General features: G+C 39.7%; 25 protein-coding genes. 18 read left to right on the top strand and 7 right to left on the bottom strand.

Annotated features, from left to right (window positions below; all coding sequences use genetic code 11):
- Positions 1 to 25 precede the first annotated feature (25 nt).
- The 12 genes from ACFOSV_RS13390 to ACFOSV_RS13335 all read left to right on the top strand — a co-directional run bounded on the left by ACFOSV_RS13390 (position 26) and on the right by ACFOSV_RS13335 (position 8,865).
- Entirely contained in the window at positions 26 to 772 is a 747-nt protein-coding gene (locus ACFOSV_RS13390) for a hypothetical protein (RefSeq protein ID WP_377906522.1), read from the top strand.
- A gap of 62 nt (positions 773 to 834) precedes the next feature.
- Complete coding sequence (locus tag ACFOSV_RS13385) at positions 835 to 1,581, top strand: hypothetical protein (protein ID WP_377906521.1); 747 nt, start codon at positions 835 to 837, stop codon at positions 1,579 to 1,581.
- Positions 1,582 to 1,629: 48 nt separating this feature from the next.
- Entirely contained in the window at positions 1,630 to 2,214 is a 585-nt protein-coding gene (locus ACFOSV_RS13380; RefSeq protein WP_377906520.1) for a hypothetical protein, read from the top strand.
- Between the two features lie 96 nt (positions 2,215 to 2,310).
- Positions 2,311 to 2,895 (top strand): nuclear transport factor 2 family protein, encoded by a 585-nt coding sequence (locus ACFOSV_RS13375; RefSeq protein WP_377906519.1) that lies wholly within the window; start codon positions 2,311 to 2,313, stop codon positions 2,893 to 2,895.
- A gap of 50 nt (positions 2,896 to 2,945) precedes the next feature.
- On the top strand, positions 2,946 to 3,767 hold the full coding sequence (locus ACFOSV_RS13370; RefSeq protein WP_377906518.1) for a hypothetical protein: 822 nt from the start codon (positions 2,946 to 2,948) through the stop codon (positions 3,765 to 3,767).
- Positions 3,768 to 4,107: 340 nt separating this feature from the next.
- Positions 4,108 to 4,983 (top strand): alpha/beta hydrolase, encoded by an 876-nt coding sequence (locus ACFOSV_RS13365; protein WP_377907310.1) that lies wholly within the window; start codon positions 4,108 to 4,110, stop codon positions 4,981 to 4,983.
- A 62-nt stretch (positions 4,984 to 5,045) separates the two neighbouring features.
- On the top strand, positions 5,046 to 5,471 hold the full coding sequence (locus ACFOSV_RS13360) for an NUDIX domain-containing protein (RefSeq protein ID WP_377907309.1): 426 nt from the start codon (positions 5,046 to 5,048) through the stop codon (positions 5,469 to 5,471).
- Positions 5,458 to 5,604: a hypothetical protein gene (locus tag ACFOSV_RS13355; protein WP_377906517.1), complete on the top strand. Its 147-nt coding sequence runs from the start codon at positions 5,458 to 5,460 to the stop codon at positions 5,602 to 5,604. The genes ACFOSV_RS13360 and ACFOSV_RS13355 overlap by 14 nt, the downstream gene beginning before the upstream one ends.
- A 348-nt stretch (positions 5,605 to 5,952) precedes the next feature.
- Complete coding sequence (locus ACFOSV_RS13350; protein WP_377906516.1) at positions 5,953 to 6,312, top strand: DUF2200 domain-containing protein; 360 nt, start codon at positions 5,953 to 5,955, stop codon at positions 6,310 to 6,312.
- A gap of 16 nt (positions 6,313 to 6,328) precedes the next feature.
- Positions 6,329 to 7,063, top strand: coding sequence for a DUF6090 family protein (locus ACFOSV_RS13345; protein ID WP_377906515.1), 735 nt, complete (start codon positions 6,329 to 6,331; stop codon positions 7,061 to 7,063).
- Positions 7,064 to 7,304: 241 nt separating this feature from the next.
- Entirely contained in the window at positions 7,305 to 7,727 is a 423-nt protein-coding gene (locus tag ACFOSV_RS13340) for a hypothetical protein (protein ID WP_377906514.1), read from the top strand.
- 244 nt (positions 7,728 to 7,971) lie between these two features.
- The gene (locus ACFOSV_RS13335) at positions 7,972 to 8,865 is read left to right on the top strand and encodes a cation diffusion facilitator family transporter (protein ID WP_377906513.1); all 894 of its coding nucleotides are present in this window, start codon (positions 7,972 to 7,974) and stop codon (positions 8,863 to 8,865) included.
- A gap of 76 nt (positions 8,866 to 8,941) precedes the next feature.
- Here ACFOSV_RS13335 and ACFOSV_RS13330 read toward each other — a convergent pair whose 3' ends face one another.
- The 7 genes from ACFOSV_RS13330 to ACFOSV_RS13300 form a co-directional block, all read right to left on the bottom strand.
- The gene (locus ACFOSV_RS13330; protein WP_377906512.1) at positions 8,942 to 10,756 is read right to left on the bottom strand and encodes an adenylate/guanylate cyclase domain-containing protein; all 1,815 of its coding nucleotides are present in this window, start codon (positions 10,754 to 10,756) and stop codon (positions 8,942 to 8,944) included.
- Between the two features lie 17 nt (positions 10,757 to 10,773).
- Positions 10,774 to 11,211, bottom strand: coding sequence for a hypothetical protein (locus tag ACFOSV_RS13325; protein WP_377906511.1), 438 nt, complete (start codon positions 11,209 to 11,211; stop codon positions 10,774 to 10,776).
- Positions 11,212 to 11,286: 75 nt separating this feature from the next.
- Positions 11,287 to 11,781 carry a hypothetical protein gene (locus ACFOSV_RS13320; protein ID WP_377906510.1) on the bottom strand — a complete coding sequence of 165 codons (495 nt, stop codon included), beginning with the start codon at positions 11,779 to 11,781 and terminating at the stop codon, positions 11,287 to 11,289.
- An 86-nt stretch (positions 11,782 to 11,867) separates the two neighbouring features.
- Positions 11,868 to 12,368 carry a hypothetical protein gene (locus ACFOSV_RS13315; protein WP_377906509.1) on the bottom strand — a complete coding sequence of 167 codons (501 nt, stop codon included), beginning with the start codon at positions 12,366 to 12,368 and terminating at the stop codon, positions 11,868 to 11,870.
- Between the two features lie 76 nt (positions 12,369 to 12,444).
- Positions 12,445 to 12,918 carry a hypothetical protein gene (locus tag ACFOSV_RS13310; protein WP_377906508.1) on the bottom strand — a complete coding sequence of 158 codons (474 nt, stop codon included), beginning with the start codon at positions 12,916 to 12,918 and terminating at the stop codon, positions 12,445 to 12,447.
- Between the two features lie 13 nt (positions 12,919 to 12,931).
- Complete coding sequence (locus ACFOSV_RS13305) at positions 12,932 to 14,077, bottom strand: DUF819 family protein (protein ID WP_377906507.1); 1,146 nt, start codon at positions 14,075 to 14,077, stop codon at positions 12,932 to 12,934.
- On the bottom strand, positions 14,074 to 15,594 hold the full coding sequence (locus tag ACFOSV_RS13300; RefSeq protein ID WP_377906506.1) for a M20/M25/M40 family metallo-hydrolase: 1,521 nt from the start codon (positions 15,592 to 15,594) through the stop codon (positions 14,074 to 14,076). The genes ACFOSV_RS13305 and ACFOSV_RS13300 overlap by 4 nt, the downstream gene beginning before the upstream one ends.
- A 240-nt stretch (positions 15,595 to 15,834) precedes the next feature.
- Between ACFOSV_RS13300 and ACFOSV_RS13295 the strand changes: the two genes are divergently transcribed.
- From ACFOSV_RS13295 to ACFOSV_RS13270, 6 genes are all read left to right on the top strand, one after another.
- A complete protein-coding gene (locus ACFOSV_RS13295) occupies positions 15,835 to 16,293 on the top strand; it encodes a (2Fe-2S)-binding protein (protein ID WP_377906505.1) in 459 nt (152 codons plus the stop codon).
- An 11-nt stretch (positions 16,294 to 16,304) separates the two neighbouring features.
- On the top strand, positions 16,305 to 18,494 hold the full coding sequence (locus ACFOSV_RS13290) for a xanthine dehydrogenase family protein molybdopterin-binding subunit (protein ID WP_377906504.1): 2,190 nt from the start codon (positions 16,305 to 16,307) through the stop codon (positions 18,492 to 18,494).
- 20 nt (positions 18,495 to 18,514) lie between these two features.
- On the top strand, positions 18,515 to 18,847 hold the full coding sequence (locus ACFOSV_RS13285) for a hypothetical protein (RefSeq protein WP_377906503.1): 333 nt from the start codon (positions 18,515 to 18,517) through the stop codon (positions 18,845 to 18,847).
- Positions 18,848 to 18,943: 96 nt separating this feature from the next.
- Positions 18,944 to 20,047: an MBL fold metallo-hydrolase gene (locus ACFOSV_RS13280; RefSeq protein ID WP_377906502.1), complete on the top strand. Its 1,104-nt coding sequence runs from the start codon at positions 18,944 to 18,946 to the stop codon at positions 20,045 to 20,047.
- Between the two features lie 95 nt (positions 20,048 to 20,142).
- Positions 20,143 to 21,291 carry a Gfo/Idh/MocA family protein gene (locus tag ACFOSV_RS13275; protein ID WP_377906501.1) on the top strand — a complete coding sequence of 383 codons (1,149 nt, stop codon included), beginning with the start codon at positions 20,143 to 20,145 and terminating at the stop codon, positions 21,289 to 21,291.
- A gap of 78 nt (positions 21,292 to 21,369) precedes the next feature.
- Positions 21,370 to 21,876 (top strand): DUF2911 domain-containing protein, encoded by a 507-nt coding sequence (locus ACFOSV_RS13270; RefSeq protein ID WP_377906500.1) that lies wholly within the window; start codon positions 21,370 to 21,372, stop codon positions 21,874 to 21,876.
- Positions 21,877 to 21,913 lie beyond the last annotated feature (37 nt).

The raw sequence follows: 21,913 nt of genomic DNA, 5'->3' as shown, positions 1-21,913 counted from the left end.
AATTGTAGCAAATTAAGTTTAAGTAATGTCTAGCGTTTTCGATCAATATAAGAATGCTCATAAATGGATGGCTATTCCATGGATTATTATCATCATAGCATTTACTCCTCAATATTTCATGACATGGTCTACAGAACCATGGCCTTATCATTTGCATGCACTATCTGCAATGGCGTGGTTTGCTTTACTTCTTTATCAACCTTACCTAGCTACTCATGGAAAATTAAAACAACACCGGAAGTGGGGTATGATTGGGTTATTCCTTGCGGGTGCTGTAGTTTTTTCTGCTCTTTCGATCGTACCAACAAATGTCTTTATAGGCGCTGTTGATGGGGGGCAACCATTCTTCCCTAGTTCTTTTTTCTATGGTCTAGTTTTTACTGAAACTATTCAGGTGCTAGGTTTTGGCTTGGCAGTGATTATGGGTGCTATAAACTCGAAAAAGTCGGATGAACATGCTATCTGGATGATCTCATCATTGTTTTTCGGGTTTATGCCTGCATGGGCAAGATTTGTTATGTTCCCACTTTTATTTCTCGATGAACAAACACAATGGATGGATGCTCAAACCTGCCTTAATATTGGGATTCCCTTGTTTATACTAGTCGTAGTTTTTGTTGGCTACAAACTAAAAAAACTCAGACACCCAGCGATACTGCTGTCAATCCTATTCGTTTTCATTATGCTTTTCACAATTCCCATTGGAGATATAGAATGGTACAGAGAGCTAGTGACTAGAATAATGAAACCAACCATTCCTTGGAATCTATAGTCCTTGCTAGTAACCCACATCCTCTTAGCCAATAGACCCTTGTACAAAATTAAATTTAGGTGATGTCTGATGTTTTCGATCAATATAAGAATGCTCATAAATGGATGCTACTCCCATGGATTGTTATCATCATAGGATTTACTCCTCAATATTTCATGACATGGTTGTCAGAACCTTGGGCTTATCACTTGCATGCTATTTCAGCATTAGCTTGGTACGCTCTCATCATCATTCAACCCTATTTGGCAACGCATGGAAAACTGAAGCAGCATCGATTTTGGGGAATAATAGGCATTTTCATCGCGGGAGCAGTAGTTTTCTCGGCACTTTCCATAGTACCCACAAACGTGTACTTTGGTGCAAAAGGAGGATTTCCGCCCATTATCCCAGCCTCTTTTTTCTACGGACTCGCCTTTACTGAATCAATACAGGTTTTAGGATTTGGCATTGCTGTAATCATGGCAATTATAAATTCCAAGAAACACGATGACCATGCTATCTGGATGACTGCAACCGTATTCTTTGGATTAATGCCTGGATGGGCTAGGCTAATTTTTTTCCCAGTTCTCTTCACGGGAGGTGAGGTAGAATGGCTAACCCTTCAAACTACTTTAAACATTGGCATTTCAACATTCCTCATTGTAATTCTCTACATCGGATATCGGCTTAAAAAATTAACGCATCCCGCCATAATTCTATCTCTACTATTGGTTTTCCTCATGGTATTCACCATCACTATTGGTGAGCAAGAATGGTATCAGGAATTAATTACAAAAATTATGAAACCAACAGTGCCATGGGTCTTATAAACCTATTACAACTAAGTATTTACCATGTGATCTTTAAATGAATAAATAATGAAATTAGCTAAAGCACTTTGGTCCTTGGGTTCTTTACTTGTTAATGGAACCATCATCGTTTACATCATACTTTCAAGCAAAGCACCTGCAGATATAGAAGCAAGGTTTGCGTACATCAACGAAAATTGGAATGCCTATGCTATTCACTGGAAAGCTGAATTCTTGCTGATGACGATGGTGGCTATCGGGGCTTTTTATTTTGCCGCTAAAAGCAAAAAAATAAGTTGGTCATTAATAACGGTAGGCCAGCTCATCAACTTATCTACTTACCCATTGATGTTGGGTGGTTACAAAAATACGCCTGTAGAACTGGCGGAAATGATCAACCAAATCGCGACTGTCACATTCATTTTTGGAAACCTCATTTTCTTAGGCGGTTTGCTTGTGCTTTACCTAAAAGATGATTTGTTGAGACCCTGGTTAAAGAATACAGCTATCATTTTATCAGGTATAGAAGTGATTGTATTCCTACTCGTTTTCACAGAGGTGATCACATGGAAACAATCGATGATAGCTGCGCCATTGGCAAATATACTATACCTCATTAACGCGTATTACGGGCTTAAAATAAAATTTGATTAAACCGATACTATGTGTAAACCAAACTAAAAATTTGACCCTGCTTAGCGGTTCTGGACAAGAATAATTAACCGTTTAACCAACATAAATTTAGTAATCATGAAATCAAGGATACTAACTCTAATCCTATTAGGATTTACTTTTAATCTATATGCTCAAAATGAGGAACAATTCTCTAAAAGCATAGAAGAACGAAATAAAGAGATTGCCCGAAATTTTTATCAAGACCTGTGGTTTACGAATAACACCGATAAGTATGTAGACTATGTAGCGGATGAATATGTGGTGCATGATATTGGAGAAAGGAAGGGCGTTACAGAACCTGCAATTGAACAAAAAAATATTGCTGACTTCTTTTGGGAAAACGGTTCATGGAACTCTAAAATCAATTACCAGATAGCTGAAGGGGATTTGGTTGCTACCCGTTGGGAGGCTACTTACAGCCCTTCGAGTCTATTGGGAAAAATGGCCATAGGTTCCGGCACTTTACCAATTATAAATGTTTTTAGAATTAATGATGAAGGTAAGATTGTTGAAATATGGAATCACCGTCACGATATAGATACGCCACAGACCTTGCAGTTCACCATGAAAGGCGTGCTCACTGGTTTATTGATTGCGCTTATTCCAACAATTATTGCTTTTCGATTAAGGAGAAAACTAAAAGCATTGAGCACGCAATAAGCTGTTTTACAACCCTCCTAAAGCCTTTATCGAAAATCATCCATAAATCCTTGGTAAAATTGAAGCCTTTTTCTAGAATCATCGTATCCAATACAATCTTTTTATCGATAGCTATATTGGTGAGTATTTCTGGCTTCTGGAACATTTATTTTGGACCAAATTCAGCACCTACATTTTACCAAAACATCCATGTGTTAACCACCTTTGCATGGTTATTTCTCCTCATGACTCAATTGATATTTATCGCCAAAGCAAATTTTTTAATGCATATAAAGTTAGGGGCTTCCATTTTAATACTAGGCCCCTCGCTTATCGCAACTTTAGTATTACTATCCGTTCATTCTGCGGCTAGAGCTGCTGGCCAAGGCGAGGCTGATATGCTGGTGATTCAGAATATTTTCCCAGCACTGGAAGTAGGTCTCCTACTGATATTAGGATTTATATTTAGAAGGAATCGGATATTGCATGGCCAACTACTGGTAAGCACAACGCTTTTCTTTTTTGGAATTGCCCTGTTCTTTACTCTAATCAGTTTTGTTCCCCAGTATCAAATTACTGGACCAGAAACTTTATATCGCTTTGAAGATGCCGGAATTACAGCAACATACATAAGCGCATTCTTTGGGATGATTTTATTCTTTGTTCAAAGGCGGTCAGGCTGGCCATGGCTTTTAGTGACGGCGCTCTTCTTTATCAATGGATACATCAACTATCTCATCACAGAAGCGAATCAAGCTAAAGCTTTAACTGCACTGATTGGTTCAGTAAATGAATATTTAGCCTTTTTTGGGACTTTTTTGATCGCTTTGTCATCATTAATCTTCTCCTTATCAGAATATATGACTAAGAGATTGGGACAAGTAAAAAGATAAATCCAATATAGTAGATTCGTCATAGCAGAATTGAAAAACAAGGTTTTTTTGCCAATCGATCAACTCTTGACAATCTCTTAACTCCTCTACATCTGATATAGGGTTGACAAGTGGTCGGAATTCAAAAGGAATTTATCTGGCTCACATGTACCGCATTTTTAAGACCTTTTTTGAGATTACTATTGGCCACATGGTACTCAATGGAAAATTTCCATGTATTTTTAATAGCCTTCCAAATTTTAACTTAACATCAAAAAATCAGCGTATTATGTTAAACAGACCCACCAACTTCACCAAAACATTTATTTGTATTTGCTTTCTTTTTTATGCTTTCTCTGCGATGGCTCAGGATGGAACAATCTACCCGCTTGATGCTCCTACTGAACCAAATGCTATTCTGTTGGGAACAGGTAGTGTTGAAGACCAACCTGCGTCAGAGAGCTGGTTTCGCCAATGGGGTGATCCTATGGCCCGAAACATAACTTCAGCGACACTCACCCCTTTTCTGCCAGAACCAGGCAAAGCAAACGGAGCTGCCATCATTGTCGCTCCAGGAGGTGGCTACAGATGGCTTTCCATGGGAAATGAAGGATGGGAAGTGGCAGCCGCATTGGCAGAGCAAGGAATCGCTGCATTCGTGTTGAAGTACAGACTTTTCCCGACACCAGAATCACTAGACGACTTTTCAGATTGGATGAATCGGCCACGCATAGCTCCTTCCCCAGATAGCTCACAAAGTAAAGAGCCCGCTAGCCTTCCTCAGATTGACCTTTCTAATCAGCTTGAGGATGCTGAGGCTGCTTATGCCATGATTATTGAACGTGCTGAGGAGTGGGGAGTTGATACGGAAAGAATAGGTATGATTGGCTTTTCGGCAGGTGCTGGTCTCACTATGCATTCAACACTAAACTCCCAAACTATGGAGCTCGCTTTTATCGGACCCATTTATGGAGGCATGGGACCAATAGAAGTCCCAGAGGATGCCCCTCCTATGTTTAATGTTATTGCTACCGATGATTTTCTATTTAGAGGACAGTTTGGCGTTATCGATTCCTGGTACAAGGCAGGTATACCAGTCGAATTTCATCTTTATCAAAACGGGGGACACGGTTTTGGATTAGGAAACCCCAATCGTACCAGCAACCGCTGGTTTGATGCCTTTATTCATTGGTTAAATGTAAATGGCTTTCTCACAACCGGTTTGAAAAAGTCCTAATACTAAAAGTGACCTTTGAATTATTTTAATTCAACCTTAAAAAATGATAGACAACATTAAAAATTATAGACTCTGAAATCCTATCTGATAATTGGTATGTACTGAGAAAGATTACGTACGAATACTCCAAAAAGGATGGGACAAAACTTACACAAAGCAGAGAGGCCTACGACCGAGGAAATGGTGCGACAATTTTGCTGTCCAACAAAGAGCAAAAAACGGTGATTCTCACCCGCCAATTCCGACTTCCAACATTTGTAAATGGCAATGAAACAGGAATGCTCATCGAAGCTTGTGCTGGACTGTTGGACAAGAACAATGCGGAAGATTGTATCCGCAGAGAAACCGAAGAAGAAACGGGGTATAAAATCACCGATGTTAGAAAGATTTTTGAGGCCTATATTTCCCCTGGTTCGGTAACAGAAATTGTTTATTTCTTTATCGCAGAATACTCCAAGGAGATGAAAGTAGGTGATGGAGGTCGTTGAGCACGAAGAGGAAAATATAGAAGTCCTAGAACTCGATATTTTAGAAGCGATGAGAATGATAGAATGTGGGGAAATCAAAGACGGAAAAACCATCATGTTGCTTCAATACATAAGATTGAACAATATCCTTTAAAATTTCAGCGCCATTTATAGGTCTTACCAAAAATAGGCTAGCCCTAATTTGCTTGGATCATAAAAGTCTAATTGTAAACAATGAAAAGTAAGTATAATTTGAACTTATAACTTATTGAAAATAAAACCATTGAGCGGATAAAACAGTAGCGAATTGGGCTAAACAAAAGCCAAACCAGAAATGAACTGGGTGGAAGCATAATTACCTTAAAAAGCGGGGTTTATGTTACTTTAGAGATTAGCTAAAGCACTCCTCATGCGTTGTTAGCGTGTTGTTCAGTAAAGGATTTTCCAAAAATGTTATGTAATTTCTCGTTCAACACACTTGATCCAGTTAACCAATACAAAAATGAAAGTAACTGAAGAGCATAATGAGAGAATAGCCAAGATGAAGTTTTCATCGGTGTATCCGCATTACGTAACAAAAGTTGAAAAAAAAGGACGGACAAAAGCCGAATTACACCAAGTCATCGAATGGCTAACTGGCTTTGATGAAAGTAAACTTCAAAAGCTTATTGAAGATCAGGTGACTTTTGAGGAATTTTTCAAGCAGGCAAACCTCAATCCGAATGCTTCATTGATTACAGGAATGATTTGTGGCTATAGAATTGAAGAAATTGACTATCCCTTGACCAGGCAAACAAGATATTTGGACAAGTTGGTGGATGAATTGGCAAAAGGACGGAAAATGGAAAAAATCCTTCGGTAAGGAAACTTACAATTAGATGATCAAATTTTTTAGAAAAATCAGACAAGGACTTCTTACCGAAAGCAAATTCGGTAAATATCTACTTTATGCAGTTGGTGAAATTGTGCTGGTGGTGCTTGGGATATTAATCGCACTATCGCTAAATACTTGGAATGATCAGCGAAAGGATAGAAATGCTGAGAAGGAACTATACAAAACACTAATTGAGAGCCTTGAAATCGATTTGGAAGACGTAAGGCTCAAACGAAGAAAAATCGATAGTGCCATCATTGGACAAGAATTGTTTATAACCCATTCTCTGGAAGAAGTAAAAGCCAAAATTAGCGATGAAGAGTTTTTTGATTTGCTCCAAAAAGTGGGAAATACAAGCAACTCTTTCGTCCCAAACTTGTCAGTCTATAACAAAATCGTCCAAAATCGAGAAATCGATCTAATCCAATCCATAGAGCTTCAGAAGGATATTATCGATCTTTACGAAGTGCAATATTGGGAGTACAAAGACCTGGATAATTCCCTAGAACGTGCAGCGCAGGAAGAATTGGTAAGAAATTTTTTTGGAGATATTGCTCATTGGTTTATTAATGGCACTCCAGAAATTCATTCCGAAGATTTCATAAATCAGTACGAGTTACTGAGCAAAGAATGCCGCAAAATATATTTTGTCTCCACTGCGGTCAAAATTTCAATGATTAATTGTGAAGCGCATTTGGAGTATATATTGCCCCGGTTAAGAGAGGAGCTGGATAAGTAGAAATAGATACGAAGGTTGATCCTTCCCTTTTGTCCCTACCCTACAGAATTCCGATTGTTCTTCACAAAAATCCTTCAACTCTGACTTGTTAATTTCGAGCCTTCAAAGCAGTTTTAGATCGACACTATTTGGACTAATAAAGAGATTTTTTGTAGATATATTTCAAATATTGGCAGGGGGTTTGTTGACTTTTTCTAAAACAATACATTACCATTTCATTAAGAGTAAAACTTTAAACGCCATGAAAAATCAATCGCTCCTTTTGTTGATATTCTTTTTTCTTTTGACATTAATTTCTGGATGCGACAGTTTTGATGATAATAACTTATTCGCAAATGTCCTCATTAATGAAGGGCCTATCGGCGACATTGGTGGTGATTTTATAGGAAATGGAGGAAGTACAACTCAAACTTTTGAATACAAAAACCGATTACCTACGGCCGAATATAATGCAGACATTACAGCATCTGCTAATGGTAGATTTCAAATGATAGTGAGAGATGCGGTTGGGACCATTGTTCTGGATAGAGCACTTGACGGAGATATGGAACCAGATAGTTTTTCTGGAGTAACTTCCCTCGGTGTAGCAGGAACCTGGTCAGTTACCATTAACCTTAATGATTTCAAGGGCGACGGTAGTTTTTCCTTAAGTGAGGGTGATTAAGGAAGATTTGTTGATCAACAAAGGAAGTTCCCAATGTATTAAACTTTGGGAACTATCTTAAGCTAGATGAAGGAACAATAGGAAATCAATTTCATACTAAGCCAAACATGCCCAATTCTTCGTTTACATCGCTCCTTTCCCACTTTTATCAAGAAAATTTAGCCTTCTCAAGGCCTTTCGATTCTTGAGTACACTCGATCTTTTGCAACTATAATTTTTCGGCACTTTTCTTTACATTCACCCTATGGGGCATCATCACGATCATGGACATCATCATCACGCCGAGGGGAATATTAAGGCTGCCTTCTTTCTCAATTTAGCATTTACCATCATTGAGATCATTGGCGGACTCTATACCAATAGTCTAGCGATCCTTTCTGATGCGGTTCATGATTTAGGTGATAGTCTAAGCCTCGGGCTTTCTTGGTACTTTCAGAAGCTTTCTAAAAAAGGGAGAACAGACACTTTTTCTTATGGATATAGACGTTTCTCACTCCTAGGAGCCCTAATCAACACCATAGTTTTGATCGTTGGCTCTATCCTTATTTTAACTCATGCTATACCAGAGCTTTTCAATCCAAGCCACACTGATGCCAAGGGAATGATGTATCTCGCGATACTTGGTGTGATCGTGAACGGAGCAGCAGTTTTTAAAGTGAGAAAAGGAGAAACCCTCAATGAAAAAGTGGTTTCTCTCCACCTCCTAGAAGATGTATTAGGTTGGGTAGCCGTATTATTTGGGGCTATTGTGATGCAATTTTTTGATGTTCCTATTATCGATCCATTGCTCTCAGTTTTGATATCCCTTTGGGTACTTTGGAATGTGGTAAAGAATCTCCGAAAGAGTCTTTTGGTATTACTTCAAGGTATTCCTGAGGATGTGAATATAAAGGAGATTCATGCCAAGTTAGAAGCTTTTCCCGAAGTGAAGGAGATACATGATTGCCATATCTGGTCTATGGATGGAGCTTATAATGTCCTAACCATCCATGTTAAGCTCAATCAAAACTATTCTCTTGATAGTCAAGCCCTACTTAAGTCAAAGTTCAGGAAAATACTGGCTCATGAATTCATAAATCATATCACAATGGAATTTGAGGGGCCAGATGAGAAATGCCTAGGAGAGGCAGAAGGATGAAGTGAAAAAGTTGAAAAATTGACTGAAGTTTGAAGGTTGAAAATTTAGAGCTATTCCCTATTGAGACCCTTTTAATTCAGGATTTCAAATAATACATTTCCCAGATACCTCGATTCTTGATATCGATACTACCTCTGTATTCGCATTCAAATTCCTCTTTAATAATCTCATAGGTGGTACCAGAGATATTGATTCTGCCCTCTTCGGAGTTGCTCTCCATTCGTGAAGCGATATTTACGGTATCACCCCAAATATCGTACTGCCACTTCTTCACTCCTACAATACCGGCAACGATCGGACCTGTATGAATACCTATCCGCATTTCAAATTGTACAATCCCTTCTGGTTTGGGCTTTTTAGTGAACTCCATCATCTCACGACCAGCATTTACCACATCAAAGGCATGTCTTGCTGTTTCCGTAGGAAGTCCACCTGCACACATATATGAATCACCTATGGTTTTGATCTTTTCCAGTCCATATTTGTCTGTAATCACATCAAACTCCTTGAAATAGTAATCAATGCTTTCAACCAGTTGTTCCGGGGAGATTTGTTCTGCCATTGTTGAAAAGCTCTTGAAATCAGTAAAAAGAACTGTAGCTGAATTAAAACGATGTGCTTTTACTTTTCCAAAAATCTTCAGCTCATCAGCAATTTCTTCTGGCAGGATATTGAGCAAAAGTTCCTCTGAGCGATTCTTCTCTTCCTCTATTATTTTCTTGGTTTCTTTTTCAAACTTAAAGCGTCTAAATGTTCCAATTGCAAGTAAGGCAACCAGCAAGAGCATTACCAAAACTCCATACAATAGCAAGGTTTGACGCTTTGCCCTAAGTGTAGCTATGGTAGCAGCACTTTCCAGAAGATCTACTTCGGCTTGCTTTTGAGAAACCTCGTAATCTGTTCGGAGGTTGGCCATTTCCTGAACAGCCTGGATATTATTTACGCTGTCACGATATTGAATGTGCTTTTTATAGTATTCGAGGGCTTTGGAGGAATTATTTAAGTCTTCATAGATCGCTGACAATAATAAATTAGCCTCACTCATTTGATCTTTTAACCCGTATTTACCTGCAAGATCTAGACTTCTTTGGGCATATGTTAAAGCAGATTCTATGTCATTTTGCTCAAGATAAATATTGGACATATAATTCAAATAGACTGAGACGGGATAATAGTCCTCGTACTTTTCTAGAATTTCGATGGCCTGATTGATCCGGCTTTCAGCAGTTATTTTGTCTCCATATTCTGCGAAAATCATCCCGAGATTACCAAGACAATAGGCCTCACCAACTTCAAAATTTACCCCTTGAAAAATTTGTTGAGCTCGCTCAATGAAAAGCAGGGCTGAGTCTAGCTTTTCCATTTTTAAATACTCATCCCCTGCATTAAAGATAGCTGAACCAAGCGATATAGAATCTCCTTCCTGCTCTAACATTTCAATGCTTTTTCTATAATAGATTGTGGCATTTTGACTGTTTTCACTGGCTGAATAAGTGTCAGCTATCGTGAGGATCGATCTACCTTGAGCCTCTATTGACCCAGTTTTTTCGGCGTATTTCAAAGATTCAAAAAATGACTCTAGGGCTTTGGATAAGTCCCCTTTGAATTTGTAGCCATATCCAAGCATTAAATAAGCACTTGAAATATAACTATCTGAGGAATCTTTTTCAGCTTTGGTAAGGTAGATTTCCCCATACTTCAGCAGGCTATCAGGGTTGGCCTCATATTCCATTAGGTCAGCCAAATACTCTAGATTTTCCTCACCACTGGCATAGAAAAGCTCCTTTACACTATCTGCCTTAGATCGAATCTGACTAGATTCATCTATAGACTGACTAAGAGCAAGATTTGCTAAAGAAAAGTATAAGGCAAGGAAAATTAGATTTTTCAAGTTCAACTATTACCTAGTTAGGTCGTTTTGATTAATCTTATTTTTGGATCGATTGAATATTTTTTGCGTTTTCCGCCCGAGTAGACAGAAAATTTGATTTTATATTCCTCTGGGTCACAGTCTCCAGGATCTCCAACGAAGCCATCTTTGTGAGTTGTACCGGCTCCAGCATCACCATCAAGAATTTTGATAAATGAGTCTTTACCTTTTTTAGGTTTGATCTCGTCGATGATCACAAAATCCTCCGGATTACTTAGAATATTTATCACCGCACCTACCCATGCTAGTTTGGAGTTGGAGGAAATATTACTTGTGAAATCAACCGTTCCTGGTGGGTCATAATGATTGTCACAAATCAACACACATCCAAGTACTTTCTCCTTGTCTTTTTTCTTATTTGAATACTGCCAGATTTTACAAGTATCCACATACAAGGTGATTATGGTATCTTTCATGATATAAAAATTTAGAGTTGAGGTTTGTTGAAAAAAGAATCAAAATTCTTTTGATTGAATCTGAAGAAAAATTGGCTATTGCCTACCAATTACCCTGATCTTCGGATCAAGTTCAAATGTGCGTGTTTCACCTGTAATTTTTGATCTGATCGTAAAACGAATCGTATATTTCAGGACACCCTCTGGTGAATTATCCTCTATTTTAGCTTTGGCTTTTTTTCCACCTCCCGGGATTGGATTCTGGGCAAATGCGGCAATACTTCCCGACCAAGGAAAGTCTAAAAACTTTAGCTGATAGTCTTGTTCATTAGCACTCAAATCCGCTATTTCCCAATGAACGAATTTAGAGGGATATGCTTCAGACTCAAAGTCAGAGGGTCTCCCATTTTGACTTGTTCCATTATTATCATCCGTTAGAACTGAATTATCTCCAACATTGCCTCCATTGAAAATAACTTCAGCATTTACGCTAAACTTTATATGAATATCTCGAGCATTCTGACTTAAAACAGCATTTGACCAGAAAAAAGAGATGATCAAAAAGGCGAAGAAAAAATTGTTCTTTTGCATAGTGAAGTTGTTTGTATGATTTGTTTGTAAGAATATGAAAAAAATATTTAAAGCATGAAATAAAATTAAATTTCTGTTTAACTGGATTAAATATGGATATTTCTTAATCGAATCTTAGGATCTATGGTGAATCGCTTCTTGCCCCCAACTGTATCACCAGTTCTCTCCTGAATTAAGAAAAAGGACAAAGAATATTCAGGGTCCGGCACACTTGGATTATGATTCCTCACCTTTTTTCTAAGCCTTGACCTACTTTTGCCTCTAATAGTATGCCGACGAAATGGCGACTCTCCCTCCTTAAATTCTATCTCATCAATTTCCAATGCATAATCGTACCCGTCATTACCTACCACTACCAGTTTCCAAGTGACAAAACTGCCCACCCAGGCATCAGTTTCGAAATCTTTGCCGCTTCCCCATGTATGCGTGGAATTGATAATATTGTAAAAAGCCTCTATTTCTGATTTTCCAAGGTCTGTTGCATTCCAAAGTGCACTTGCGTTAATTTCATAGGTAATTACCACATCCTGCTCTTTCAGCTCTAAGGTTCTAATTACAGTAATTCCTTCTTTTTGATAAGTTTCCATAAAAAGTGTGTTAAGTAAAAAATTGATTCTTAGGAAGATACAAACTTTCGCGGAAAAACTTAATTTTCAAATAAAATTATTCTAATTCATTAAATCGCATTTCCAGATCATACTGAAGGTCTTCATGAAGGCTAGAAACGAGTTTTTTGGCCTTATTGAGCTGTATTTGATATAAATTATCCATCACCGTACTATGGTGATTTAAGAATCCCTCCTCCTTCAATCTTTCGCAGAAATATAAAATGATTTCCACTTGCTGTGATTTGTCCTTCGTTAGTTTGAGAAGCTTATTCATTTTGCGCCGGATCTTTTGGGCGGATTTTTTAGCATAGTAGTAATGATCAGACCGGGCATTACTAAATTCATTTTCCAATTCTTCCTGAACCATCTCCACATATAAATTGGGCTGTTCGCGCTCATTAAGCTTAAAAAACAGATAGGCTTTATTGTCTCTGCTAAATTTACTCAGGTCGACAAGCAAGTCCTGAAGCTCTGATTCATCTAGAAGTTTAAGTTCTTTTTTTAATTGAGCGAGGCTCGGAAACTTCATCTGTTTTTTGACTTTAAAGAGATTGAAATAAGAAAATAGTGAGCAAGCCCCAAGCGGTACCTGTCACCATACTGAGAATGGCCAAAAGCACCGCGTGCGGCATCAAATCTTTTCGATAAGCAGCAGTCACGGCAGGCGCTGTGGATATACCTCCTAGATTAGCCATGGAGGCAATTGGTACCCAAACTAAGTTGAGCCGAAGAAGTTTTGCTACCAAAAGCATTCCCAAAAAATGTAGAACAAGCCAAATCAAAACCAACCGCACAAATTCCCAAGGCAAACTCAGGTTAGAGAAATCTAGCTTTAAGCCCAAAATTGCCATCACTAATACAATACAAATACCTCCCAATTTCAAAGCGAAAGTTGCATTCCAATTGGGAATGAAATTCCCAAGAGCCAACCCAAGCAAAGATAGAGCGACGACCATTCCTAGGAAGGATAGATTCAAAAGAAACACCGTCGCTGCCAACCCTAGAAAAATTATCACGATTGCCCAAGGAAAAATTTTTCTCCCAGTACCGGTTTCTTGCTTGGCAAGTTCTTGTGGAATTGGGTCTTGAATTTTGAAAATGGTGTTTAAAAACTCCGCCTTTTTGATGAATTGAAACATGAGAATGGTCCAGATATTCACCAAAATATTATCGAGAACCAGTACAGACAAAAACAAAGCCTCAGGCGTGCTCGCCAACTCTTTCAAGATCAATTGACTAGTACTACCTCCGATCCATCCCCCTACAATGGGTACCAAACCTTTCCAATAGGCATCTCCTATGAAAAGTGCATTGGTCGAAGAATCAAGGGCCGAAATACTCAGGACTAAAACAATAGGAAGTATAGCAATCAAGGCGGAACCTAAAAAGAAAAGAATCAAAGGTCTAGCTCCCACAAGCGCTAATTGCTTAATAGGAAGCGCACTCATCACTGCCAGCAAAGTCACGGGTATAATCCAGTTTCTGCTTAAGTTATGAAGCCAAACCCCAGAAAGATCCCAACCAAAGGCATGCGTGAATCCGGCAGGAATGACATAGGCGAAAAGTATGGCTGGAAACCAATCTAGAATACCCTGCACCATCCGACTTTTTGCTTTGCTAATATTAATCACAAAAAGCAGCGTGAGCGCCACTATCCCTGTGGCTATGATATTTTCAAAGTCTATCATTCAAACGGCTGGGTCAGAAGTCCGAGACAGGTCTGAATACCCTCCAAATAATTCCCAAGTCTAATATTTTCGTTTGGAGCATGGATGTTGTTATCAGGGTTCGGGATTCTTACAGACACGGCAGGAATTCCAAGCACATTAATGAAAGGAGCCATAGGCTGTGACCCTCCTGTCAATCTCATTTTAATAAAATTATCCCCAAAAGCTGCATTCATGCCTTGGCTTAGCCAATTTGAAAAATTTGAATTCAAGTCAGCACGAAATGGCTGTGAACCGATTCGATAGGCAAAAGAGGCGAGCTTAGGATAAGTTTGTCTCTCTTCAGCAGTTGGTTCCCCTTCTATCAAGTGATATCCTTGCACTTCTATAAACTCACGAACCAGCTTGACTTGTCTTTCATTTGGAGTTTCCGCCACTGTGCGCATATCTATTTCCAAGATCACTTCCGATGGAATGATGGTTCGAACCTCCTCGCCCACCCAAGCTGCTTGAATTCCTCTCACGTTCAAAGAAGGATACTGCATAGCTTCTTGATAGGAATTACCCACTTGATCCATTTTGGCAAATCCCAATTCCTTTTCGATTTCTTCATTCGACTCAGGAACTGCCGCCATGACTCGTCTATCCTCCTCAGTAAAATTAACTCCCTCATAAAATCCAGGAATCAAGACTCTACCGCTTTCATCCTTCATTGCGGTAAGTAGACTTGCAGCCTTAAAAACTGGATTAGGAGCAAAATTGCCGTATTGGCCACTGTGTAGATCTCGCTCCGCTCCAAAAATCCTTAGCGTGATTGTTGATATTCCTCTGGCACCAAAGGCCAAAGTTGGAAGATTAGATAAATGTCGGGTTCCATCCATGATGAGAATACCATCTGCCTCAAACAATTCCTTATTCTTCTCGATCAGCTTCGCGAGTTGAGGGGAACTAATTTCCTCCTGAAAATCAAAGATAAGCTTCAGGTTAACAGATGGCTCCATTCCTTTGGAAGCTAGAATATCTAAAGCTGACATAAAAGTCATAGTCGGACCTTTGGAGTCTGATGCAGATCGGGCAAAAATTCTCCAATCCTCATTTATATCTCCATCAATGAAATTCCAATTTAGTATCTCCCAATTCCCATCTATTTTCTCCATTAATTCAGGGATATATGGGCTCTCTTGATTCCATTCAGACGAGTCTACTGGCTGCCCGTCTACTTGAAAATAAACGAGGATAGTCTTTTTCTTCGAGTCTTTTTTGCCGGAGGCGTAAACATGTTTTACTCCTCCTTCTACCAAAACTTTAGATTCGAAGCCGCGATTCTTTAGTGCTTCACGGACCCACACCACATTCGCATCAATATCAGCAGGGATCTTTCCGTTGTTGGGAATACTTAAGAAGCTTCTAAACTCAAGTAATGAGCTCCGCAATTCCTTGCTCGATTCAATTCTAATCTGTTCTCGATCCAATTGAGCCCTACTAGGGTTAATCCCGATGATGAAAATGCATAAAAGAACGAGGGTGAACTTTGTCATGTGAATTAAATTAGCCTTCGATTATACGCAATAAATCTCTTTGAACATCCAGCATGATCTCATTTCATTACTCGATTTACTTAGAGAATTGTGGTGTCATACTACCAAAAGAGAATATGATGACCCGGGACCAATTAACAATGTCCACGGCCATTTGGATAAAATAAATGCACTTAGGCTAATTTAGAAAAGATATTCACTTTAGAATAAGTATATTAAGGGTATAATAATCTTAGAAAAATGGCGGCAATAAACTTAAAAGTAAACGGCAAAAATCATCAAATCGATGTGGATCCAGACACTCCTGTTTTATGGGTTTTAAGAGATCACTTAAATTTACTTGGTACAAAATATGGATGCGGCATCGCCCAATGTGGAGCCTGCACCGTGCATGCGGACGGAACGGCTATTCGATCTTGTTCCACTCCTATTTCATCTGTTGCGGATATGAATATCACTTCGATTGAAGGGCTTTCAGAAAATGGTGACCATCCATTACAAAAAGCTTGGATTGAGGTGGATGTCCCACAATGTGGCTATTGTCAAGCGGGACAAATAATGAATGCCGCTGCTTTTTTGGATAAAAACCCGAATCCGACAGCCGAAGAAGTTTCTGAAGCTATGAAAGGAAACATCTGCCGATGTGGTACCTACACCAGAATAAATAAGGCCATACTTTTAGCTGCTAAAAAATCATAAACTGTCCGATCATGAAACTGAATAAAGAAATGAACCGAAGAAATTTCCTAAAAGTATCAGCTGCCGGAGGCACTGGACTGATGATAGGATTTAGCTGGCTTTCTGGATGTACTCCAAGTCCGGAAATGAGTGTGCCAAAATCCTGGACGGACATCAATGCATATATCAAAGTTGCTGACAACGGACTGGTTACTATTTTTTCTCCAAATCCAGAAATCGGCCAAAATATCAAAACAGCTATGCCATTGATCGTGGCTGAAGAGCTCGATGTGGATTGGAAAAAAGTGATTGTAGAGCAGGCAGATTTGAATACCATCAAATACGACCGACAGGTTGCAGGTGGAAGTCAATCGATTCGAGCTAGCTGGGAAGGTCTGCGAAAAGCCGGTGCCACAGCTCGTCATATGCTCAGACAAGCCGCCGCCGAACAATGGAAAGTTGATTTGGACCAAGTCGGTACTGAAAATGGCGAATTAGTAAACCTTAAAACAGGTAAAAAAATTGGGTTTGGAGAAGTGGCCGTTGCCGCAGCTTCTTTGCCTATGCCAGAAGAAGTACCCTTAAAAGATCCAAAGGACTTTAAGCTCATCGGTACTGCCGTCAAAAATGTGGATGGTCCGAAAATTATCAAGGGAGAACCACTTTTTGGGATCGATTATCAGCGCGAAGGCCAAGTGATTGCTATGCTAATTCATGCACCAGCATTTGGTATGAAGCTAAAATCATATGATGCTGAAGAAGCCAAAGGGATGCCGGGCATAGAAGATGTTTTCGTAGTAAACACAGCTTTAGAAAAACCCAATTGGTCTGATGTTAACGCATTTAATGATCTCATTGTGGTGACTGGTGCTACGACTTGGCAGGTCATGAAAGCAAAGAAAACAATCAACGCCGAATGGGAATCGACTAGTCCTTTAGAAAATAGTGAGGATCACTACAATCGACTTTACAATGCCGTTGAGCGCGAGGAAGGAAATGTTTTGAGGAAGGATGGTAATCCATACGAAATGATCCGGAAAGCAGCAAAAGTGATCGAAAAGACTTATACGGCACCTTTCTTGGCACACAACACCATGGAGCCGATGAATTTTTTCGCTCATGTCACTGCAGACAAAGCTGAGCTAGCTGGACCTATTCAAACACCAGAATCTCTAAGAAGTACGGTGATGGAAGCTTTGGGGATGAGCGAGGAGCAAGTTACAATAGAAATGACTCGAATGGGAGGTGGTTTTGGCCGAAGACTCTATGGTAATTTCGGTTTGGAAGCCGCCTTGATTTCAAAGAAAGCTGGAAAACCTGTTAAGCTAGTGTATACGCGTGAGGATGATATGACCCAAGGGACATATCGACCTGCGTACCGTGTGAAATACACAGCTACACTTGATGAGAACAATAATCTGACTTCCTTTTCTGCCAAAGCAGCAGGAATTCCTGGAAGCCCACTTTTTGCAAATAGATTCCCAGCAGGAACGGTAGATAACTATCAGGGTATCGCTGTCAATGTTCCAAGTAACATTTCTACAGGTGCTTGGAGAGCTCCTCGGTCCAATTTTATCGCCGGTGCTGAGCAATCATTTATAGATGAAATAGCAGAAGCGGCGGGTAAAGACCCAATAGATTTAAGATTGGAATTATTTGATCGTGCGATAAATAATCCAGTCGGAGAAAATAATGACTACGAAGCCGATCGGTACGCTGGAGTTTTGAAGTTGGTCAGAGAAAAAGCAAAGTGGGATCAACCTATGCCAGGCGTGTCTCGTGGAGTAGCTGCATATTTCTGTCATAATTCCTATGTCGCCCAGATTGTAGATGTGGTTCAAAAGGATGGAAAACCAGTCATTCAAAAGGTTTGGTGCGCTGCAGACTGCGGTATTGTGATCAATAAAGAAGGTGCAATAAACCAAATTGAAGGTGGAATTATTGATGGAATTGGACATGCCATGTATAGCCAGTTGACTTTCAAGGATGGTAAACCCGAGCAGGAAAACTTTCATCAATACGATTTGATTCGAAATCCACAAGCGCCAGAAATCGAAGTTTTCTTTGTGGACAATGGTATTCATCCTACAGGATTGGGTGAGCCCTCCCTCCCTCCTGTTATGGGTGCTGTGGCTAATGCCCTGTACAAAGCCACGGGCACGAGATACTACAATCAGCCGTTTACGATTGCGAAGCAAGCTGATGTAATCTTGGCGGGATAATCAATTTGAGATTTTGATCCATGCAAGAAAATTGGAAATTCAAAAATACCGCCAGGCTTTCCTTAGAAGGCCTGGTTTCATTTTTAGAAAGCCACAGTCAAGAGTTTGGGATTTTTCTGTCTTACTATGTCCGAAGCAAAGGTGCCACAGCTGAAAATATTCGATTGATCAATTCCCCTGTTTTCAAATCACCGGATTCTGGTTATTTCTCTGTTGAATTTGATGTAGCCTATTTCAATCTTTGTTTAGGAATTGATGATCGAGAAAAAGAGAAAATGAAGATCTCTTTTCATTTTGACGAGGAAATTACTGAATTACAGCTCATTGGAGAAGATTGGCAAACTTTCGCTTAATTTTTTGCACCATTTGTCCCGAAGTGTGTTTATCAAGTATTCTAATGCAATCATAATTTCTGAATGATTTCCAAAGCCTTTAAAATACTTGCGAAAATGCTAACAGGAATACTAGCGCTTTTCCTCATACTAATTCTGATCGGAATTCTTTTTATTACCCTTAGCCCAGAGTTTGGAGGATCTCCGAGTAAGGAGCAAATCGTCGAATACGAGCAGCTACCCTATTTTTCAGAAGGAAAATTTACCAATCTCATTCCAACCGAAATGAGTATGAGCATTGGGAAAACCATCACCATGATTCCGAAATTCTTTGCAAATGATCCTACTAGGATACCAAGCTTTGAGATCCCCGTGGAAAAAAGGGATTCGCTAGAATTAACCAAAACTCAAGCTGGAAGCCGGCTGATTTGGTTTGGTCATTCTGCCTTTCTGCTACAAATAGATGGATTGAATATACTGATTGACCCCATGCTTGGAAATGTACCTGCACCCAATCCTATGCTTGGTAAACCACGTTTTAGCAAAGAGCTTCCCATTGAAATCGAAAAACTTCCACAGATTGATCTTATCATTATTTCTCATGATCATTATGATCACTTAGACTACGGCTCCATTCAAAAACTGAAGGATAAAACCAAAGCATTTTATGTGCCTTTGGGTGTTGGGGCCCACTTTGAGCGTTGGGGTGTAGATCCAAAGCAAATACAAGAGATGGCATGGTGGCAAGAAGTAGAATTGGATTCTGTGAAGTTAGTTTTTGCACCTTCTCGACACTTTTCTGGACGGGGCCCTACAGATAGATTCTCTACACTTTGGGGATCTTGGATCATCCAGGGAACTCAGGATAACATCTATTTTTCAGGTGATGGAGGATATGGTCCACACTTTAAAGAAATCGGTGAAACGTATGGACCTTTTGATTTTGCAATGCTGGAATGTGGCCAATACAATGAAAACTGGAAGGAAATCCACATGTCACCTGAAGAAACAGCCATGGCAGGTATAGATGTACGAGCCAAGCTTGGAATGCCAATTCATTGGGGCGCTTTCAGTCTGGCCATGCATAGTTGGACAGATCCAGTGGAGAGAGTAAGCAAAAAAGCGGAGGAACTTGGGTTGCCTCTTGCTTTACCAAAAATAGGTGAATTCATAGAACTTGGAAGTCTTATTGAAAATGAGACTTGGTGGGTTCAAAAATAACTTAAAGGGAATCACCTCTTTGCAATTTTTACCCAAATATTGAATCAAATTCGCTATTTTAAGCCTTCTATTTTTAACCTTAAACCTAAAAAATCATGGCTCAAACCATTAATGCAGCGATTGTAGGAACAGGCTTTATCGGCCCAGCTCACTTAGAAGCGTTGCGTAGATTACCAAATGTACTTGTCACAGCGCTTGTAGAAGTAAATCAAGAAGTAGCAGATCAAAAGGCAGCTGAGCTTGGAATTCCAAATGCTTATACCTTTGAAGCGATGCTTGAAGATAAAAGTATCGACGTGGTGCATATCTGTACGCCAAACTTCCTTCATTTTCCTCAAACGAAAGCAGCCCTCTTAGCAGGAAAGCATGTTATTTGCGAAAAACCACTTGCCGTAACTACCGCTGAAGCGGAAGAGTTGGTAGATTTGGCAAAAGAAAAAGGCCTTGTCAATGCCGTGCATTTTAATCTCAGATACTACCCTATGGTTCGCCAGATGCGCACCATGAGAATGAAAGGCGATCTAGGAGAGGTGTATGCAGTCATGGGATCCTATTTGCAAGATTGGCTATTTCACAAGACCGATTACAATTGGCGGCTAGAGCCAGATCAATCTGGAGACTCTCGGGCTATCGCGGATATAGGTTCTCACCTTCTCGATATGACTGAGTATGTTACCGGACTTAAGGTGACCTCTGTAATGGCCAATTTTTCTACGGTACACAAAACACGTCTAAAGCCCCTCAAAGCTATCGAGACTTTCTCAGGTAAAGCTCTTGATCCTTCAGATTACAAAGAGTATCCAGTAAATTCTGAAGATTATGCTACAGTTCTTTTGAAATTTGACAATGGAAATACCGGGTCAATTACGGTAAGTCAAGTGAATGCAGGGCGTAAAAATCGTTTGAATATTGAAATTGCTGGCTCAAAGTCGAATTTTGAATTCAACACCGAAAGACCAAATGAACTTTGGGTTGGAAAAAGAGATTCTGCAAATGCAGTTTTAATGAAAGATCCTGGATTGTTTTATCCTGAAGCATCAGCACTAGTAAGTTTCCCAGGAGGCCATAATGAAGGTTTTCCTGATACTTCCAAGCAACTTTTTAAGGAAGTGTATGCAGCGGTAAGAGCTGGCGCTCAGCCAGAAGATGCTCCCTTCCCTACCTTTGCTAGTGGTTTGAGAGAATTGATCATCGGGGATCGAATTGTTGAAAGCAACAAAAAGCAAGCTTGGGTTAATGTTTAGCAAGCAGAACCTTTCTACCCACATTTGAGTATTTAACAAGCATTACCTTTATTAAATCACATATCAAAAACTAAAATTATGAATTTCAAAAAAACCATCTTTTCGCTCGCCTTAATGAGCTTTTTTGCCCTAGCGGCATTTGCGCAAGAAAAAGCCAGTCCAGCCAAAACCGCTGAAGGAACAGTTGGAGATGCTAAAATCACCATCAATTATTCTTCTCCCGCTGTAAAAGGTAGAATGATTTGGGGTGATCTCGTACCACTAGGTCAGGTATGGAGAGCTGGGGCCAACGAAGCAACAACATTCACCACTACCTCTGATATTATGGTAGAAGGACAAAAGCTTCCAGCCGGAACTTACTCCTTTTTCGTGATCCCAGGTGAGTACGAATCTACCTTGATTTTCAACTCAGTAGCTGAGCAGTGGGGATCCATGAATTATGACTCAAGCAAAGATGTACTTCGCGTGAATGTACCTTCTCAGCAGACTTCCACTATGGAAGAGCGTCTAGTTTATGAAGTGAAAGCCGACAGCTTCGAACTTCGTTGGGAATACGGTAAAGCTTCAGCTAAGCTTTCAAAGTAATCCAACTCAATTTGAGAAGAATCCACAAGGTAAACCT

This window comes from Algoriphagus namhaensis, from assembly GCF_042649705.1.
GTDB classification, from domain to species: domain Bacteria; phylum Bacteroidota; class Bacteroidia; order Cytophagales; family Cyclobacteriaceae; genus Algoriphagus; species Algoriphagus namhaensis.
The sequence above is the reverse complement of the archived record's forward strand: the minus strand, read 5'-3'. Positions and strand labels throughout refer to the sequence as shown.

Coding starts and splice junctions, on each gene's coding strand:
- ACFOSV_RS13345 (WP_377906515.1), top strand. CDS start 6,329: ATGATCAAATTTTTTAGAAAAATCAGACAAGGACTTCTTACCGAAAGC.
- ACFOSV_RS13355 (WP_377906517.1), top strand. CDS start 5,458: ATGGAGGTCGTTGAGCACGAAGAGGAAAATATAGAAGTCCTAGAACTC.
- ACFOSV_RS13340 (WP_377906514.1), top strand. CDS start 7,305: ATGAAAAATCAATCGCTCCTTTTGTTGATATTCTTTTTTCTTTTGACA.
- ACFOSV_RS13300 (WP_377906506.1), bottom strand. CDS start 15,594: ATGACAAAGTTCACCCTCGTTCTTTTATGCATTTTCATCATCGGGATT.
- ACFOSV_RS13380 (WP_377906520.1), top strand. CDS start 1,630: ATGAAATTAGCTAAAGCACTTTGGTCCTTGGGTTCTTTACTTGTTAAT.
- ACFOSV_RS13365 (WP_377907310.1), top strand. CDS start 4,108: ATGGCTCAGGATGGAACAATCTACCCGCTTGATGCTCCTACTGAACCA.
- ACFOSV_RS13310 (WP_377906508.1), bottom strand. CDS start 12,918: ATGAAGTTTCCGAGCCTCGCTCAATTAAAAAAAGAACTTAAACTTCTA.
- ACFOSV_RS13315 (WP_377906509.1), bottom strand. CDS start 12,368: ATGGAAACTTATCAAAAAGAAGGAATTACTGTAATTAGAACCTTAGAG.
- ACFOSV_RS13285 (WP_377906503.1), top strand. CDS start 18,515: ATGCAAGAAAATTGGAAATTCAAAAATACCGCCAGGCTTTCCTTAGAA.
- ACFOSV_RS13275 (WP_377906501.1), top strand. CDS start 20,143: ATGGCTCAAACCATTAATGCAGCGATTGTAGGAACAGGCTTTATCGGC.
- ACFOSV_RS13305 (WP_377906507.1), bottom strand. CDS start 14,077: ATGATAGACTTTGAAAATATCATAGCCACAGGGATAGTGGCGCTCACG.
- ACFOSV_RS13385 (WP_377906521.1), top strand. CDS start 835: ATGTCTGATGTTTTCGATCAATATAAGAATGCTCATAAATGGATGCTA.
- ACFOSV_RS13375 (WP_377906519.1), top strand. CDS start 2,311: ATGAAATCAAGGATACTAACTCTAATCCTATTAGGATTTACTTTTAAT.
- ACFOSV_RS13325 (WP_377906511.1), bottom strand. CDS start 11,211: ATGAAAGATACCATAATCACCTTGTATGTGGATACTTGTAAAATCTGG.
- ACFOSV_RS13295 (WP_377906505.1), top strand. CDS start 15,835: ATGGCGGCAATAAACTTAAAAGTAAACGGCAAAAATCATCAAATCGAT.
- ACFOSV_RS13350 (WP_377906516.1), top strand. CDS start 5,953: ATGAAAGTAACTGAAGAGCATAATGAGAGAATAGCCAAGATGAAGTTT.
- ACFOSV_RS13390 (WP_377906522.1), top strand. CDS start 26: ATGTCTAGCGTTTTCGATCAATATAAGAATGCTCATAAATGGATGGCT.
- ACFOSV_RS13290 (WP_377906504.1), top strand. CDS start 16,305: ATGAAACTGAATAAAGAAATGAACCGAAGAAATTTCCTAAAAGTATCA.
- ACFOSV_RS13280 (WP_377906502.1), top strand. CDS start 18,944: ATGCTAACAGGAATACTAGCGCTTTTCCTCATACTAATTCTGATCGGA.
- ACFOSV_RS13335 (WP_377906513.1), top strand. CDS start 7,972: ATGGGGCATCATCACGATCATGGACATCATCATCACGCCGAGGGGAAT.
- ACFOSV_RS13320 (WP_377906510.1), bottom strand. CDS start 11,781: ATGCAAAAGAACAATTTTTTCTTCGCCTTTTTGATCATCTCTTTTTTC.
- ACFOSV_RS13270 (WP_377906500.1), top strand. CDS start 21,370: ATGAATTTCAAAAAAACCATCTTTTCGCTCGCCTTAATGAGCTTTTTT.